The sequence below is a fragment of the Schaedlerella sp. genome, assembly GCF_056796775.1.
Genome location: NZ_JBQIKP010000002.1, coordinates 178002 through 194187, shown reverse-complemented (window position 1 = coordinate 194187; position 16186 = coordinate 178002). Strand labels below are relative to the sequence as shown.

Below are 16186 nucleotides of genomic sequence, written 5' to 3'. Positions count from 1 at the left end.
AGTTCAGATAATTTACAGCATAATCTGACGTTCTCAATGTCCTCCCGGTAATATCCTTCTTATCCATTATTTCCTAAAAGTTCCTCAAGATCTACAAGCAGCACCTCCTGCTTCTCCTTTGCTTCTTCCAAAACCCGCTCCGTAAATCCCCGCTTGGAGAACAGCATAAAGTAAGATTTTCCCGACTGGCCGCCAAACAGCTCAGATTTTTCCTGTAGTTTTTTCAGCACCTGGTAATCCACCGGTTCATTTGTCCACTTGCATTCACAGAACAGAAATGCATCCATATCCCTTGCAATCAGGTCGATTTCAACCTGTTCGCGGGTTTTGGGATTGCTTCCCCACCAGCGTCCGATCTCTGTAAACAAAATCGGCAGCACGCCCTTACTGTTTTGACGCAGCAGATAGCCGCGGCAGACTTTTTCAAAAATATGCCCCATATAATGGCTGTAATCCGGTTCGATCCGCCGATTCCACACAATCTCCTGAGCGTCTGTCTCCAACAAAGTTCTGTTGCTGGATACATATCGATACCAGAAGCGGAACATAAAATCTGATAGATAGTAAAGCGCTTTTCTCGAAGTCTCTTTTTCTCCAAACGGAACTTCTTTATATACAATTCCCAGTTCCCGGAGTGTACTGATATATTTCAGGCATTTTGCGGATTCCGCCCCTATTTTCACTGCAATTTCATTTGCCCTGGATGCGCCTCCGGCAATGGCTTCTATAATTGCGCAGTACACGCCCGGCTCCTGAACCTCCTGTCTCATAAGCAGGAGCGGTTCCTCATACAGGTAACTTGTTGGTCTTAAAAATGCATCTATAATATTCTCTTTTACGTTCTTACCAGAGCGGATCTGCTGCAGATACAATGGCGTACCGCCGAATGCGCCATACAGCATCAGCTTCTCCTCCTGTGAAAATCCATCCATGAACTTGATACTGTCCAAATAGTCAAAGGGCTTCATATGAAGCTGCGCGGTTCTTCTCCCAAACAGAGGGCTTTTTGCACCGAGCACTTCTTTTTCCATAAATCCCATATAGCTTCCGCACAGGATCAGAAACAGTTTTCCTTTCCGAAGCCTGTGGTCGATCAAATGCTGCAGTGTAGATAAAAGTGACGAATTGATCATCGCCAAATATGGAAATTCATCAATCACCAATACCATAGGTTCCTCCCTCTGTCGTTCCTCTATATAGGACAGAGCCTTTTCCCATGACCGGAATGGTTCCAGAGCAGTTTCACTGTAATGCCGAAAAATCTCCGCAGAAAATTTTTCCAGATTTAATTTTTCATTACTTTGTTCCGCCGAATAAAAAATATGATTCTTTTCCCTGCAGAACTCCTTCAACAGCGTTGTTTTTCCGACACGTCTCCGGCCATAGAGGATAAGGAGCTGAAAATTCTTTTCTGCGTACCTTCGGTTCATTTCCGAAAATTCTTTCTCTCTCCCTATAAACATCATACCACCTCGCAGTATAATTAGTTTTATAACTAACTTCAAAGTAATTTACTTTCGAGTTAATTATATATTTTTTTATATCGGCAGTCAAGACTTTGTTTCGTCTATGATTCCTAATATTCTTTCCTACAATGGGAATTGTGATAGGATGTGATATCGACTCTATTTCATTTTCCCAATCAGAACTTCCTTCCCCCGGAAAGCAAACCCATATTTACGTATACGCTCTGGTGGAAAACCTCTTGCTATAAGCGCCGCCTCATAATTCATATCTTCAATTTGTTTCAACGCCGTATTCACCGTATCTGAAAGGTCTTTTTCCTTTTTTGGCTGAAATACTTTAAACTCGAATATGATTGCGTCATCATTCTGCTGATTCGGTTCCAACATCACATCATATCTTCCAAGCCCGCTTTCCCTGTTGGATGTAAGCATATATCGGTTTGTCAGTTCGACCATAAGTCCCAATACAAATCCATGATAAAATCGTTCCGGATTTTCTTCTGACGGCTTTTTACCGGTATCAAAATAACTAAAGCTATCCATCGCAATCTCATTCATATAAGTATTCATTTCATCCAGATCATCCAATAGCAATGCCTGAATGAAATCATTATAATGGTCATTCTCTGAAAACCAGTCACGGACCATATCTTCAAACATAATCCGCACTTCCTTGTTAGTTAATGCAAGTTTATAATAAAAACGCCTTGTTTCCTCTGAAAAACCTGTTCCGGCAACTTTCAGATATCCACTGGCAAGCAACAGGCTCCACACAGCATTTTTCTTAAAATATAACTGCTTATATACAATCTGCTCCTCAATCGCGGTCGTTATTTCCTCCCCTGAAAGAAGTCTTTCAAAATCTTTTTTTACTTCCTTACTTCCCTCTCTAATCAACGTTCCAACCAGTCCGTTCGAACTGGTATTTGCCCAATATGTGTCAAATTTCTCCGTATCCAGATAATTAATGATTGACCATGGATTATAAATATCCATACACTGTCCAAATGTAAATCCATCATACCAGCTTTTTACATCCTGCTTTTTATCAGACAGGCCAAATTCATCTAACGCCTGAAAAACTTCCTTTTCTGTAAATCCAAAACAATCCGCATATTCTGCTGATGTAGTGGTGACTACTTTCAGATTATTTAAGTCTGAAAAAACGGATTCTTTACTGACCCTCGTGATTCCCGTCATGATTGCCCGCTCATAATAGGGATTTGTCTTAAATGTAGTGTTAAACAGACTTCTAATGAAACATACCATTTCATCCCAATATCCATTCATATACGCTTCCTGCATCGGGGTATCATATTCATCCAGAAGAATAATTGCCTTTCTCCCATAATACCGTGAAAGAAAATCTGACAGTTTATGAATCGTCCATATCGCAGTCGTATCCTCCATTCCATTTGTCACGCTGTGAAAATAGGCTTTCTCATTCTCTGTCAGAATAATTCCTTCAAGTAAAAATGTATGTTTATCGTACAAATCCGCAAGAATTTGGCAAATACATCTTTTTGCCCCTTCCAGATTCGTCTCCTTCACATTCGCAAAGGTAAGGCCTATCACCGGATATGTTCCCTGAATTTCCCTGTAATCTTCTTCCTCCCATATAGAAAGCCCTTCAAATAAATCCCTGCGCCCAGAGTATTTCACTGAAAAAAACTTCTCTGTCATACTCATATTCAGAGTTTTTCCAAACCTTCTGGGACGTGTGATCAACGTCACATCATCATCCGCTTCCCACCATTCTTTTATAAAACAGGTCTTATCCACATAGAAATTATTTTTTATCCTTATTTTTTCAAAATCCTGGCGTCCGATTCCTACTGTTCTCGCCATATAACCCATTTCCACCTTTCCTCCCCGACAGGCTGCATTCAATCATGGTCTGTGAGGCTCAGGCCGTAACCTGACAACATGAATGACAGATTTATCTTTTCCTAAAGATATTCCAACGCCTGCCGGATTTTACATCATCTTTCTGCTTATACTGATTATACCTTATCCATTTTTGAAGTACAATCCTTACTTTGCATCAAAAAAACAGAAAGAATGCAAAAGGTTACTGTTCACACGGCGTCATGCGCTTGCTGCACGGCGTCCGGCCAATAAAGTAACATTTGCCATCATATCCAGCCCCTCGCCGAAGGCGACTTAAAATGGGCTGAATACTGTTACTGGAGCACCCGTAGGGTGTGAACAGTAACTGCAAAAGTATTATGGAACAAGCGTCATCATTCTCATTCCGATTTCTGATATTGATTTTGCGGAATATTTCGGAGCATGACCTTGCACCGCTTTTTATAGCAGGTAATTCCGTATTTCAGGATATTCTCTACCCCATCATCTTCAAGGTCGTCTTCATACTTTGGATATTCGATCTGCTTTAAAGCTTCTTTACATGCCACGTCCAGATTCCCGTCATGGGCATATTTCACTTCTATGATAATTCCCATATCCCCGGTATCCGGTTCTACAAGAATACTCAATTTTCCACTTCATCTGCGCAGCCCCTTATTCAATTTCTACTTCTACATCATCCAAATCTTCTCTTGTGAGTCCCAGTTCCCTTATCATATCATCCTGGGATATTGTCTCCTCTGGATTGCAGCGTGCCATCCTGTTGTCTGCTTCTTCCTGCATAATATAGTCCGAGAGCATTTCCATCAGAGATTCATACTGATTTGGCGACATCAAAACGCATATCGGACGGTTATTTTTCATCACAATCTTCGTACCGCCAGACTCCACCTCCTCAAAAATCCTATTTGCCTCTCCTTTATTAAAACGGGTAATAGGTACAATGGATTTCATAACGCCCATAACAGACAGTTCACTCATAATCTGTCTCTCCCTTCTAAAAATGACTACTTATCTTCTAAAACTATATTATATGGAAATGCATCAAAATGCCAATTTTTATATAGATATTTTTATCGATAAATTTAACTTTCTAAAAGTGCCTCAAGATCTACAAGCAGTACATCCCGCTTCTCCCTTAAATCTGACACCGCACACCTTTTCCGCATCCTTCAGATAAAAAAGGTTCCGAACCGCACCTGCGGTCCGAAACCTTTTTTACTGTTTTATTCCTTCTGCGAATATCCATGTGCCTCTTCGAGCATCATATCCTTCACCTTCATCAGCCGGATCTGGGTACTTCTCTCGTTCTCATCCAGCTTCATGGTAATATACTTGATATTCGTCTCCGTTTCCGGGATGATGACATGTTCCAGCGCGTTTACACGCCTTCTTGTCTTTTCAATCTCCGCCGCCATCAGCTGGCAAGCTTTTTCGCATTCCGCAAGACGGATCATGTCCGGCAGGATGTCTGCCAGGGATTTGACCGCCCCGTCCAGGTCGCTGGAGGTAAATGCGAAACCATAGGAGTAGATGTCATTCTCATCTGCTGTCCTTGTCTTATACTCAAATGTCGGGATGTTTACACTCATGACATTCTGTTCCCCTGCCGCAAGGTTGATCTCCTGCTTGGGGGCCATCAATGCCGTCTTGAGGGCAGCCTCCGACATACCGGCCTTGGCGATTACGAAATTCTTGTTTGCGGAAAGGATTCCCGCTTCCACCCGTTTGCGTACTTCCATGTTTTCGCGTACCAGGTCAAGATACTGGCGCATCAGTTCATCACGCTTGTCTTTTAAGAGCTTGTGACCGCGGATTGCAGTGATCCGTTTCTTTTTCAGACGCGTCAGCTCCATACGGGTAGGATTCACCTGTTTTGCTGCCAAATGTAATCACCTCTCCTTCTTGATTCTTGCTTACTGCCTTATGCTCTGTACAAATTTCTGCGGATGCGTGCGCATGATATTTCAAATATCGGCGGCCTGATTCAGCGCAGTCGGCAATCACAGATTGCATTATATTTACACAAAGCAACCGGGGGGTTAACCCTGATAATACTTATCCAGGAACTTGTCGTCGATACGCTTCAACTCGGTTCTCGGCAGCATGGAGAGTAATTTCCATCCGATATCCAATGTCTCCTGGATATCTCTGTCAGCATTGTATCCCTGGGATACATATTCTGCTTCAAACGCGTCTGCAAACTTCGCATAGAGCAGGTCGATCTCTGTCAGCGCAGCCTCACCCAGGATAACCATCAGTTCCTTGGCATCCTTTCCGCGGGCATACGCGGAGAACAACTGGTTCATGGTATTGGCATGGTCCGCACGGGTCTTGCCTTCACCGATACCTTTGTCCTTCAGACGGGACAGGGACGGCAGTACGTCGATCGGCGGAGCGATACCTTTCCGGTAAAGGTCACGGCTCAGAATGATCTGTCCCTCCGTGATATAACCTGTCAGGTCAGGGATCGGATGGGTCTTGTCATCCTCGGGCATGGTCAGGATCGGGATCATGGTGATACTTCCCTTCTTTCCTGTCTGGCGTCCGGCTCTCTCATACATGGTCGCCAGGTCGGTGTACATATATCCCGGATAACCACGGCGTCCCGGTACTTCCTTACGTGCCGCGGAGACCTCACGCAGGGCGTCCGCGTAGTTGGTGATATCCGTCAGGATAACCAGAACATGCATATCCTTCTCAAATGCCAGATATTCCGCAGCGGTCAGCGCCATCTTCGGCGTTGCGATACGCTCGATGGCCGGGTCATTTGCCAGGTTGATAAAGAGGACGGTACGGTCAATGGCACCTGTCTCCTTAAAACTCTCGATAAAGAAGTTGGACTCCTCGAAGGTAATACCCAACGCAGCAAATACAACGGCAAAGTTTTCATCTGTTCCCAGAACCTTCGCCTGTCTTGCGATCTGCGCCGCCAGGTTAGCATGGGGCAGACCGGAAGCCGAGAAGATCGGCAGCTTCTGTCCGCGGACCAGTGTGTTCAGTCCGTCGATGGCGGAAACACCGGTCTGGATAAACTCCTCCGGATAGCTTCTTGCCGCCGGATTCATGGGCAGACCGTTGATGTCCATGCGGGCATCCGGCAGAATCGCCGGGCCGTCGTCAATGGGATTGCCAAGGCCGTCAAAGACACGTCCCAGCATATCCTCAGATACGCCCAGCTCCATGCTCCGTCCCAGGAAACGAACCTTGCTGTTGGACAGGTTGATACCTGTGGAGCTCTCAAACAACTGTACCAGTGCATCACTTCCGTTGATCTCCAGAACCTTGCACCGGCGGGTTTCCCCGCTTGCAAGCTCGATCTCTCCCAGTTCATCGTAGGTGACATTCTCTACGCCGCGTACCAGCATCAGCGGGCCTGCAACTTCCTGTATAGTTCTATACTCTTTCGGCATTTAGAATTCCTCCTTTCCCAATGAATTGGAAACCTCAACATGAAGTTCTTTGTTTACTTTGTCATATTCTACATCCAGATTGTCTTCTGTCACATATTTGAAACGTCCGATCTGCTCCCGCACCGGAAGGTCTACCAGCTTCTGCAGCGGCGCGCCCTGCCCCAGTGCCTCGACAGACAGGTCATAGTACGAGAGAACCAGATTCATCATCATATGCTGCTTCTTCAGAGAGGTGTAAGTATCTACCTCGTGGAAGGAGTTCTGATGCAGAAAGTCCTCACGGATGGAGCGGGCTGCTTCCATCTTCAGGCGGTCGCCTGCAGACAGCGCGTCCATACCTACCATCTTTACGATCTCTTCCAGCTCTGCTTCTTCCTGGAGCAGGGACATCATCTTCTGGCGGTTTTCTACCCAGTCTTCCGCAACCTGCGTATTAAACCAGTCTCTCATATTATCTACATACAGCGAATAGCTGGTCAGCCAGTTGATCGCCGGGAAATGTCTCTTATATGCCAGCGCGGAATCCAGTCCCCAGAACACCTTGACGATACGCAGTGTCGCCTGGGATACAGGCTCGGAAATATCACCGCCCGGAGGGGATACGGCGCCGATTACGGACAGGGCGCCTTCGCGTCCTTCTTTTCCAAGGGAGACCACGTGTCCCGCACGCTCATAGAACTGTGCCAGACGGCTTCCCAGGTATGCCGGGTAACCTTCCTCACCAGGCATCTCTTCCAGACGTCCGGACATCTCACGGAGCGCCTCCGCCCAACGGGATGTGGAGTCTGCCATCAATGCTACGGAATATCCCATGTCACGGAAATACTCGGCAATGGTGATACCTGTGTAAATGGATGCCTCACGGGCAGCCACAGGCATATCGGACGTATTCGCGATCAGAACGGTTCTTTCCATCAGGGACTGGCCCGTCTTCGGATCCTTCAGTTCCGGGAACTCGTTCAGAACGTCGGTCATCTCATTTCCACGTTCTCCGCATCCGATGTAAACTACGATGTCGGCTTCCGCCCACTTCGCGAGCTGATGCTGGATGACTGTCTTACCGCTTCCGAAAGGTCCCGGTACCGCAGCCACACCGCCCTTTGCGATGGGGAAGAAGGTATCTACAACACGCTGTCCTGTTACCAGCGGCATCTCCGGCGGAAGCTTTTTCTGGTAAGGTCTTCCGCGGCGGACCGGCCACTTCTGCATCATGGTCAGCTCTTTGTCGCCCTGTGCAGTCTCTACAACCGCAACCACGTCTTCTACCGTAAATTCTCCTGCTTTGATCTCTTTGATCCTTCCGGTTGTTCCCACCGGAACCATGATCTTCTGCTCTACGACGATAGTCTCCTGTACGGTACCGATCACATCGCCCGGCTCCACTTCATCCCCAACCTTAACGGTAGGAACAAAGTTCCATTTCAGGTCACGCTTCAGGGAGGGCACTTCCACACCACGCTTCAGATTGTTCCCCGAAACCTTCATAATATCATCCAGCGGCCTCTGGATTCCGTCATAAATGCTGGTGATCAGGCCAGGCCCCAATTCTACGGCCATAGGAACTTCCATAGACTCTACCGGCTCTCCCGGTCCCAGTCCGGACGTCTCCTCATATACCTGAATGGAAGCCTCATCTCCATGCATTTCAATGATTTCGCCAATCAGTCTCTGGTTGCTGACACGAACCACGTCAAACATATTCGCGTCGCGCATACCCGATGCAATAACAAGCGGGCCTGCGACTTTTTTGATTACGCCTCTGCTCATTTGACGAATTACCTCCAATTTCTTTATTCTTCAGAAAACAGAATATCTGATCCGACAGCCTGCTCCACCGTCTTCTTGACGCCTTCCACACCTGCCCCGGTATTCCCGGACACGCCCGGAATCTGAATGATCGCCGGCGTGGTCTGCTCCTGATATTCCGCTATTTCATCTTTAATTTCTGCCGCCACGGCTTCTGTAATATAGATGATTCCATATTTTCCGCCTGCAAGCTGGCGCAGCTTATCCCTGGCTTCTTCGGTGGTCTTTACCGGACAGATGCTAAGACCCAGCGTCGCGAAACCATAGATACTGTCGTAATCGCCGATAACTGCAATCTTATACATACATCTCCCTTACCCTTTCCCGAATCGCCTCATCCGGAAATTCATTCTGCTTTCCGGTCAGGATGATCCGAACTGTCTTGATCTCATTCTCCCTGGCAAGCTGATACGCCACCAGAGGCCCTACTGAAAACGCGTTGTACTTCTGGGGACGGATGGTTTCCATCATCCGGTTGTCGCACCAGCGTTCAAATGCGGACGGAGACTCCTCCAGAGCCTGCGCGCCTTCCGCATAGGCCGTTCCGGACAGGTATTCTCCGATTGCCTCCGGCCCGGACAGAGCCGCCTTGGCAAGCTGATCCGCGCTGACGCTTTCGCATTCCGCCAGGGCACGCTTCATGAAGTCCAGAGACTTCCCGGTCTTCTGGCATCGCACCGCAATCTTGATATCCGCAATGGCAACCGTAGACTCCGCGTAATTGCGGATGATCTCGTCCTTCGCGCTCATGCCTGCCTCATAGATGGCTTCGAGCGCCGCACGGTCTACGATCACGTCGCAGAGCTGGCCGTCCCGTGTATGAAGAAGCGTATCATATGCCTCCTGCGCCACGGCAGCCATGTTGTCCGGAAGACGGCCGAACTCCTTATTCTCCACGATCTCCAGCATCTCCCTTCCGGGGATCGCGCAGTCGTCGTAGAAAATATTCTCCGTCTGAACCTCGGTGCACACTTCCTTGATCGCCGCTTTCAGATTATGGTAGATCTTTGAATAAGAAAGCACGTCGAATACGGACAGATCCGGAGCTATTTCCCGGATCACTTCCCAGGTCTTCTCTTCCTCCCGCTTCAGCATTGCAGAGGCGTCAAGACCGGTCTCATGGTCTCCCCAGCCCTTTTCGCTCAACAGTTCCAGGCACTGCTTTTCACTCTGACAGTTCACAAGCTGGTCAATTACAGAATCCGTCAGCAGGGATGCTTCCAACGAACGTATACGCGCAACCGCGTAAGTATATTCTAAATCATTCAAAATATTCCCTCCTGTGTTATACGAAAAACCTGCCTTAGGCAGACTTTTTCGTATACTATGGTATACAGCTATGCGTAATCCCCGCATAGCTATATTCTATATAAATAACACCTCATGAACTTTATCGGACAAATAATCTCTCTTTGCGTCAAACATTGCCCGGATCGTACAATTCTCTTCCACACCGCCGTATACCAGGATAAAGCCGCCATCCATCTCTTTTGCTTCCGCGGACAGCTTCAGGCTTCCGCCCTTTTTCTGAGCGGCCTTTTCCATCTCGGCTTCAAATCCCTTCGGCATACGCTTCAGATCCTTCGCATTGAAAGAGATGATGCCGTCCCCAGGCTGGGCATATTTTTCGAGCATCCTTGTGATCATCCCGAAATATGCCGCGTCGTCCTGTGCGCACACCTTCTCATATGCGTTCTGGAGCACCTCCGCGATCACTTCCTGCTTTGCCTGGAGGATTGCCTGCTTCCGCTGCATCTCGCCGGATGACTTCACCCGATCCGCGTAAACCGCAACCGCCTCCTGAGATTTTGCCTGCAGCCTTGAAACCTCTGCTTCCGCCTCTGCCTTTGCTTCGCTGAGCATCCGCTCCGCTTTCTCATTGGCTTCCGCAAGCTTCACTTCTGCTGAGTGGTTCGCTTCATCCAGGATCTGACTTTTTATCTTGTCTAATCCACTCATCTATCACACCTCATACTTATCATTTTTTTCTTTCCGCCCGCGCAGCTTCCGGAAAATCCCCTTCCCGGCATGCCGCTGCGGAAGATCAAGCCGAATTATACCTGGATTCCGCTGACTGCCAAAATGGAGATCAGAAGCGCCAGAATCGCATAGGTCTCAACCATGGCCGGGAACAGCATTGCCTTACCGAACTGATCCGGTTTCTTTGCAACGATACCGATGGAAGCTGCCGCTGTCTTGCCCTGGGATTTTCCGGAAATCAGTCCTACGATTCCGATCGGAAGGCATGCTGCCAGGATCAGAAGACCTGTGGACGGAGAAATCTCAACCGCACCGCCGCCGATGATACCGATCTTGGACAGGGTGATGAATCCAACCAGCAGACCGTAGATACCCTGTGTACCGGGCAGAAGCTGCATGATCAGTACCTTAGCGAACTTGCTCGGATCTTCCGATACAACGCCTGACGCTGCCTGACCTGCAATACCAACTCCCAAAGCCGAACCCGCACCTGCAAGAAATACCGCACATGCCGCACCTAAAAGCGCATAAACAATTCCTAAACTTTCTAAAATCATTTCCTAGTCCTCCTTAATATCTGCATATTTTGTATTTTCTTTAAATGGATTGAACATTCTTCCGCCGCCCTCGTAGAACTTACCGAAAAATTCTACATACTGCAGACGGTTTGTGTGAACATACGCGCCCAGCAGGTTGATCGCCAGGTTCAGTGTATGTCCCACGATAAACACAACGATGAATAAAATCACGCCGAAGATGCCGTTGCCGGCCATGCTTCCCATCTGGTTGACAACCTGCGCGATAACGCCTGTTGCAAGTCCCAGGGCAAGAAGCCTGGAATAGGACAGCACGTCGCTGAGCCATCCTGTCACATTGTATAGATCATATGCGCCGAGCGCAATCCTGAGTCCGAAGTTCTTGTTCTCTCTGCCTGACATCAGCAGGATACCAACCACTCCGATGATTGCGAACGCTTTGCCCAGAAAGTTGACAAATTCCGGGAATACGATCTTCGCCCCTGCGACGGAAGCAAAAATGTCTGTCGGCAGGAACATGATGATCAGTCCGATCAGGAACAGGAACCAGAGCACAACATCACAGAAGAAATCCAGATATCTGTTGTCCTTGATGCACATATACCCTTTGATCCCCAACCCGGTAAACAGATGGATCAGACCGAACAGCATGGAGTAGATCAACAGCTTCATCGGGTCGTTCAGCGGAATGAACCAAAGAGCCGGTATCTCCACCTGATTGCCAAAGAATGTCCTGGACACCACATTCACCACATCTCCGAAGTAGCCTCCGAACATGACGCCCCAGAACAGTGTGGACAACCCGCACCAGAAAAACAGCTTCAGTGACTTTTTCATACCTGCTTCCATCCTCGGGAACTTCTTAAGCGCCGCGCCGCACGCAATGGATACGATTGCTCCATATGCCGCATCGGACAGCATCAAACCAAATAAAAATACATAGAATACGGACATAATCGCCGTAGGATCGACCTCTCCCTTTGCCGGGAGGCCGTAGGATTCCAGAATCCCTTCTGCACTCTCTGAAAACGAATTATTCTGAAGAAGCACCGGAGCTTCCTCGTCCTCTTTCAGTTTTTCCACATCGACTACACAGTCATACCTGCCTTCCAGCGCGCTTTTCAGCTTATCCGTATATTTTTCCGGCACATAACCGCTGATAAAAAATGTACGCTCTGACTGGGGCAGAGTTCCCAGCACCTCATACTTGTCTGCGCGGACGCGGTAATAGTCTGCAAGAAGCTTTAAGCTTTCCCGGCTGACTCCCAGGCCGGCCAGCTGCTGCTCGATCTCTTCGATCTTAAGCTCCCGGCTGTTGATCTCTGACTCCATCTCTGACCTTGCCGCGGCAGGTACCTGCTGCAGGATCTGAGACGGCCTTGCAAACCCTCTGCCGCGGAGCGCTTCTTCCACCTGACGCGCTTCCTCTCTCAAACAGAACACCGTCAGGTAAGTCCCTTCCTGACCCGCGGAGACGATATGCGCTTCATACCCCTGGGCCTCCGGCGCCTTCTCCGCGATCGCAGAATAAATCTGCTCCAGACTGCATTCTCCCGGCATGGTTCCGAGAAGCATCTCCGTATGCGTTGTCCCCTCATAGTCCATGGGGACTTCCAGCGGAAGCCATGGTTTCAGGCTTTCAATACTGTTCTCCAGCTTCAGGATCTCGGACTTCTGCTCTGCCCGCTCACGGTCCAGTGACTGGATCTGGTTCGCTGTCCGAAGCAGGGTTTCTTTGTCTCCGATGATCTGTTGGTATCTCTTCTGATCTACCAGTTCTTTCCCGGCGAGAGAAGACAGCATTGATTTTTTCTCCGGTGCGTATATCTGAAGAATATCCAGCGCACGGTCAACAGAGGCTGCTGCTTTTTCAAAGCTGCTTCTGGCATTCGCCGTATCCATCCGCCGGAAATCTTCATCTTCCTCCAGGAATTGGCTGACCTCCATGACGCCCATGCTCTGCAGCTTTTCCAGAATCGCTTTCCGGTTCTTCTTCAATGCGCAGATACTGATTCGCTGCATCTGCAATACCGCCATAATCGAATCCCTCCTTTTTCTTTCCTATTTTTTTGACTTTTCCAGGCGGCCTGTAATCCCTCCTTGAAAAATCATGCTTGATATCATCCGCAGTCACGGATCATATCTGACAGAAATGTCCGACACTTCGCACAAGACCATCTTCCAAGCGCAATTTGTTCACAACAATATGAAAGCCACCAATCCCCCCGGAATTGATGACGCTGTGCGTATCTGCGTACTTGAAAAATATCCCTGCTCCGTGCTGGATGGACACCCTCTGTCTCAAATCAGTTCCGATACCACAAGATTCACCGCCGCTTCGTGCTTCTGCTGGGCAAGCTCCTTGAGCGCCGCCACTTCCTTTCGAATCTCGGACATCGCTGAATCCAAATCCTGTGTACCTTTTTCTTTTGCCTTTTCCATATCGGACTGAGCCTTCTGCTTCATGTTCTGAATCTGTTCTGACTTCATTGCCTCTGCTTTTTTTGCTGCTTCATCCAGAATCTCTCTATACTTGGACTCAGCCTCTCTGACCACTGCTTCTGCCTTCGCTTCGGTCTCTTTAATTGCCTGAATTGTGTTCTCGACCATACCTGACTCACCTTCTTTCTAAGTACACATTTTATATCATACCACAATTCTTGGGATATAGTCTACAATTTTTTCATATTTTTCCAACTATCGTGCAATAATTCTGTTTTCATTTGAACAAACTGCCTAACCCGGACAAGCCGGAACCAAAATTTTGCCAAAATGCGCAAGATTTCGTTGTTAAGCGCCTAAAACACCGTCACTGTCTATCCTATTCACAGTTTCCTGAACTATGCGTAAAATATGTCCGGGCGGCGCGGCTGCCCGGACTTTTTTACGTCTCCCAGTCCAGACGGTGAAGCTGCCCCCGCGTCTCCATTCCGGCAAACCGGTTCTGCCGCAGCGCCTCGTACAGGATGACCGCGGCGGAATTGCCCAGGTTCAGGGAACGGATCCCCCCGATCATGGGAATCCGAACGCAGTCCTCACGGTGACGGGCCAGGATCTCTTCCGGAATCCCGGCGCTTTCTTTTCCAAACATGATATAGCAGTCCGGCTCGTACCGGATCTCCGTATACATCTTTTCCGCTTTTGTGGTCGCCATATAAACCCTGGCCTCCGGATTTTTTTCCAGGAAATCTTCATAGTTGATGTAAGTAATGACATCCAGATCCTTCCAGTAATCCATCCCGGCACGGCGAAGCGACTTTTCATCCAGCCGGAAGCCCAGAGGTTCGATCAGGTGGAGACGGCTTCCCGTCGCCGCGCATGTTCTTCCGATATTTCCGGTATTGGCCGGGATCTCCGGTTCCAGCAATACGATATTCAGCATTTCTTTCCCTCGCTTTATATTCAGATCCCTTCCTGCTCATTGCGGAGTCTCTGGATGAAATGTCCCAGCCTTCCCAGCGCCACCTTCAGGTCTTCCAGGGAATATGCATAGGATATCCTTAAAAATCCTTCCCCGCAATCTCCGAAGGCGCTTCCGGGCACCACGGCCACCCGCTCTTCCTTTAGAAGCCTTGTTGCAAATTCGTCGGAGGACATCTGGAACTCCTCGATACTCGGGAACACATAAAATGCCCCGTAAGGCTCAAAGCATTCCAGTCCCATCCTGGCGAACTCATGCATCAGAAACCGTCTTCTCTGATTATATGCCTTGCGCATCTCCTCCACTTCCTCTTCGCAGCCGCGCAGTCCTTCCACAGCCGCGTACTGGCTGTTGGTGGGTGCGCACATGATCGCGAACTGGTGGAGCTTAATCATCTGCTTCAGGATAGCCTCCGGACCGCAGCAGTATCCGAGACGCCACCCGGTCATTGCGAAGCCTTTGGAAAATCCGTTGATTACGATCGTCCTTTCCCGCATTCCGGGCAGGCTGGCGATGGAGACATGATCTCCCTTGTAGCTGAGCTCTGAATAGATCTCATCGGAAAGGACATAAAGATCGTGCTCTTTGACAAATTCCGCTACCGGCTCCAGGTCTTCCTTTGTCATAATGGAACCGGTCGGATTGTTCGGAAACGGCATCACCAGGATCTTCGTCCGGCCGGTGATCTTTTTTTCCATGTCCTCCACAGTCAGCTTAAATTCGTTTTCATTTTTCAGCTCCACGATCACGGGAACCCCGTCCGCCATGATGGTGCAGGGTACATAGGACACATAGGAGGGTTGGGGAATCAGCACCTCATCACCCGGATCCAGCATGCACCGCAGCGCCACATCGATAGCTTCGCTGCCGCCCACCGTCACCATAGTCTCTTTTTTGGGGTCATAGGATACGTGGATCTTCCGGTCCAGGTAACGGCAGATCTCGTCCCGCAACTCCTGCAGCCCGGCGTTGGAGGTGTAAAAAGTCCTCCCTCTTTCCAGAGAAAAGATGCCTTCCTCCCGAATCCTCCAGGGCGTATCAAAATCCGGTTCCCCGACACCCAGGGAAATGACGTCGTCCATCTCGCTTGCGATGTCGAAAAACTTCCGGATTCCGGACGGCCTGACCTGCGTAATTTTTTTTGCGATAGGGTTTCTCATTATGGAGTCACCACCATCCTTTCGGATTCCGTCTTAGGCACCATGATCGTCCCGAAGTCTTTATATTTTTTCAGGATGAAATAGGTTGCGGTGCTGATCACGGAATCAATGGGAGCCAGCTTTTCGGATACGAAGCGGGACACCTCTTTGAGCGTCTTGCCTTCCAGAGTCACCAGCAGGTCGTAACCGCCGGAGATCAGGTATACCGCATGTACCTCCGGGTAGTTGTAGACGCGCTCCGCGATCCGGTCAAAGCCCTGGTTCCTCTGGGGGGTCACACGCACCTCGATCAGTGCGGTCACCTTCTCTGTGCCGGTCTTGTCCCAGTCGATCAGCGTATGGTATCCGCAGATCACTTTTTCCTTCTCCATCTCCGCAACTTCATTTGCCACTACGGCTTCCTCCAGCCCCAGCAGCACGGACAGCTCTTTTAAATCAATCCGGCTGTTCCTCTCCATATTTTTTAAAATTTCATTTCTCAATGTCAAACGATTTTCCATAGCGTTCCCTTCCAACTATAATTTTTCATATTGCT

At 48.7% G+C, this 16186-nt stretch carries 15 protein-coding genes and 1 pseudogene; all 16 read right to left on the bottom strand.

All coding sequences use genetic code 11. The features are described from left to right. Window positions 1-59: 59 nt before the first annotated feature. On the bottom strand, window positions 60-1466 hold the full coding sequence (locus ACTOY7_RS01970; RefSeq protein ID WP_482671406.1) for an ATP-binding protein: 1407 nt from the start codon (window positions 1464-1466) through the stop codon (window positions 60-62). 159 nt (window positions 1467-1625) lie between these two features. Further along, window positions 1626-3323, bottom strand: a complete 1698-nt coding sequence (locus ACTOY7_RS01965) for an AAA family ATPase (protein ID WP_482671998.1) — start codon at window positions 3321-3323, stop codon at window positions 1626-1628. Window positions 3324-3715: 392 nt separating this feature from the next. Beyond that, window positions 3716-3970: pseudogene (locus tag ACTOY7_RS01960) on the bottom strand (PD-(D/E)XK nuclease domain-containing protein); the annotation flags it as partial. 19 nt (window positions 3971-3989) lie between these two features. Beyond that, entirely contained in the window at window positions 3990-4316 is a 327-nt protein-coding gene (locus tag ACTOY7_RS01955) for a type II toxin-antitoxin system Phd/YefM family antitoxin (protein ID WP_160282153.1), read from the bottom strand. 245 nt (window positions 4317-4561) lie between these two features. Further along, window positions 4562-5221 carry a V-type ATP synthase subunit D gene (locus ACTOY7_RS01950; protein ID WP_004080529.1) on the bottom strand — a complete coding sequence of 220 codons (660 nt, stop codon included), beginning with the start codon at window positions 5219-5221 and terminating at the stop codon, window positions 4562-4564. 156 nt (window positions 5222-5377) lie between these two features. Continuing rightward, window positions 5378-6748 carry a V-type ATP synthase subunit B gene (locus ACTOY7_RS01945; RefSeq protein ID WP_004080528.1) on the bottom strand — a complete coding sequence of 457 codons (1371 nt, stop codon included), beginning with the start codon at window positions 6746-6748 and terminating at the stop codon, window positions 5378-5380. Then, window positions 6749-8515: a V-type ATP synthase subunit A gene (locus ACTOY7_RS01940; protein ID WP_482671997.1), complete on the bottom strand. Its 1767-nt coding sequence runs from the start codon at window positions 8513-8515 to the stop codon at window positions 6749-6751. Window positions 8516-8538: 23 nt separating this feature from the next. Further along, window positions 8539-8859, bottom strand: a complete 321-nt coding sequence (locus ACTOY7_RS01935; protein WP_004080524.1) for a V-type ATP synthase subunit F — start codon at window positions 8857-8859, stop codon at window positions 8539-8541. Beyond that, complete coding sequence (locus tag ACTOY7_RS01930; RefSeq protein ID WP_160282151.1) at window positions 8852-9823, bottom strand: V0D/AC39 family V-type ATPase subunit; 972 nt, start codon at window positions 9821-9823, stop codon at window positions 8852-8854. Before ACTOY7_RS01930 ends, ACTOY7_RS01935 begins: the two co-directional genes overlap by 8 nt. 96 nt (window positions 9824-9919) lie before the next feature. Further along, window positions 9920-10513: a V-type ATP synthase subunit E gene (locus ACTOY7_RS01925; protein ID WP_300886054.1), complete on the bottom strand. Its 594-nt coding sequence runs from the start codon at window positions 10511-10513 to the stop codon at window positions 9920-9922. Window positions 10514-10608: 95 nt separating this feature from the next. Next, window positions 10609-11091, bottom strand: a complete 483-nt coding sequence (locus tag ACTOY7_RS01920; RefSeq protein ID WP_004080517.1) for a V-type ATP synthase subunit K — start codon at window positions 11089-11091, stop codon at window positions 10609-10611. Window positions 11092-11094: 3 nt separating this feature from the next. After that, on the bottom strand, window positions 11095-13107 hold the full coding sequence (locus ACTOY7_RS01915) for a V-type ATP synthase subunit I (protein ID WP_482670355.1): 2013 nt from the start codon (window positions 13105-13107) through the stop codon (window positions 11095-11097). Window positions 13108-13371: 264 nt separating this feature from the next. Beyond that, entirely contained in the window at window positions 13372-13680 is a 309-nt protein-coding gene (locus ACTOY7_RS01910) for an ATPase (RefSeq protein WP_394684034.1), read from the bottom strand. A gap of 274 nt (window positions 13681-13954) precedes the next feature. Beyond that, window positions 13955-14452 carry a tRNA (cytidine(34)-2'-O)-methyltransferase gene (locus ACTOY7_RS01905; RefSeq protein WP_300884576.1) on the bottom strand — a complete coding sequence of 166 codons (498 nt, stop codon included), beginning with the start codon at window positions 14450-14452 and terminating at the stop codon, window positions 13955-13957. Window positions 14453-14472: 20 nt separating this feature from the next. Further along, window positions 14473-15651 carry an aminotransferase class I/II-fold pyridoxal phosphate-dependent enzyme gene (locus ACTOY7_RS01900; protein WP_160282146.1) on the bottom strand — a complete coding sequence of 393 codons (1179 nt, stop codon included), beginning with the start codon at window positions 15649-15651 and terminating at the stop codon, window positions 14473-14475. Beyond that, the gene (locus ACTOY7_RS01895; protein WP_160282145.1) at window positions 15651-16151 is read right to left on the bottom strand and encodes an Lrp/AsnC family transcriptional regulator; all 501 of its coding nucleotides are present in this window, start codon (window positions 16149-16151) and stop codon (window positions 15651-15653) included. Before ACTOY7_RS01895 ends, ACTOY7_RS01900 begins: the two co-directional genes overlap by 1 nt. Window positions 16152-16186: the final 35 nt, after the last annotated feature.

Bases quoted from the DNA above. Each gene is read 5' to 3' on its own strand.
- ACTOY7_RS01970 (WP_482671406.1), bottom strand. From the start codon at position 1,466: ATGATGTTTATAGGGAGAGAGAAAGAATTTTCGGAAATGAACCGAAGG.
- ACTOY7_RS01965 (WP_482671998.1), bottom strand. From the start codon at position 3,323: ATGGGTTATATGGCGAGAACAGTAGGAATCGGACGCCAGGATTTTGAA.
- ACTOY7_RS01955 (WP_160282153.1), bottom strand. From the start codon at position 4,316: ATGAGTGAACTGTCTGTTATGGGCGTTATGAAATCCATTGTACCTATT.
- ACTOY7_RS01945 (WP_004080528.1), bottom strand. From the start codon at position 6,748: ATGCCGAAAGAGTATAGAACTATACAGGAAGTTGCAGGCCCGCTGATG.
- ACTOY7_RS01940 (WP_482671997.1), bottom strand. From the start codon at position 8,515: ATGAGCAGAGGCGTAATCAAAAAAGTCGCAGGCCCGCTTGTTATTGCA.
- ACTOY7_RS01935 (WP_004080524.1), bottom strand. From the start codon at position 8,859: ATGTATAAGATTGCAGTTATCGGCGATTACGACAGTATCTATGGTTTC.
- ACTOY7_RS01925 (WP_300886054.1), bottom strand. From the start codon at position 10,513: ATGAGTGGATTAGACAAGATAAAAAGTCAGATCCTGGATGAAGCGAAC.
- ACTOY7_RS01920 (WP_004080517.1), bottom strand. From the start codon at position 11,091: ATGATTTTAGAAAGTTTAGGAATTGTTTATGCGCTTTTAGGTGCGGCA.
- ACTOY7_RS01915 (WP_482670355.1), bottom strand. From the start codon at position 13,107: ATGGCGGTATTGCAGATGCAGCGAATCAGTATCTGCGCATTGAAGAAG.
- ACTOY7_RS01910 (WP_394684034.1), bottom strand. From the start codon at position 13,680: ATGGTCGAGAACACAATTCAGGCAATTAAAGAGACCGAAGCGAAGGCA.
- ACTOY7_RS01905 (WP_300884576.1), bottom strand. From the start codon at position 14,452: ATGCTGAATATCGTATTGCTGGAACCGGAGATCCCGGCCAATACCGGA.
- ACTOY7_RS01900 (WP_160282146.1), bottom strand. From the start codon at position 15,651: ATGAGAAACCCTATCGCAAAAAAAATTACGCAGGTCAGGCCGTCCGGA.
- ACTOY7_RS01895 (WP_160282145.1), bottom strand. From the start codon at position 16,151: ATGGAAAATCGTTTGACATTGAGAAATGAAATTTTAAAAAATATGGAG.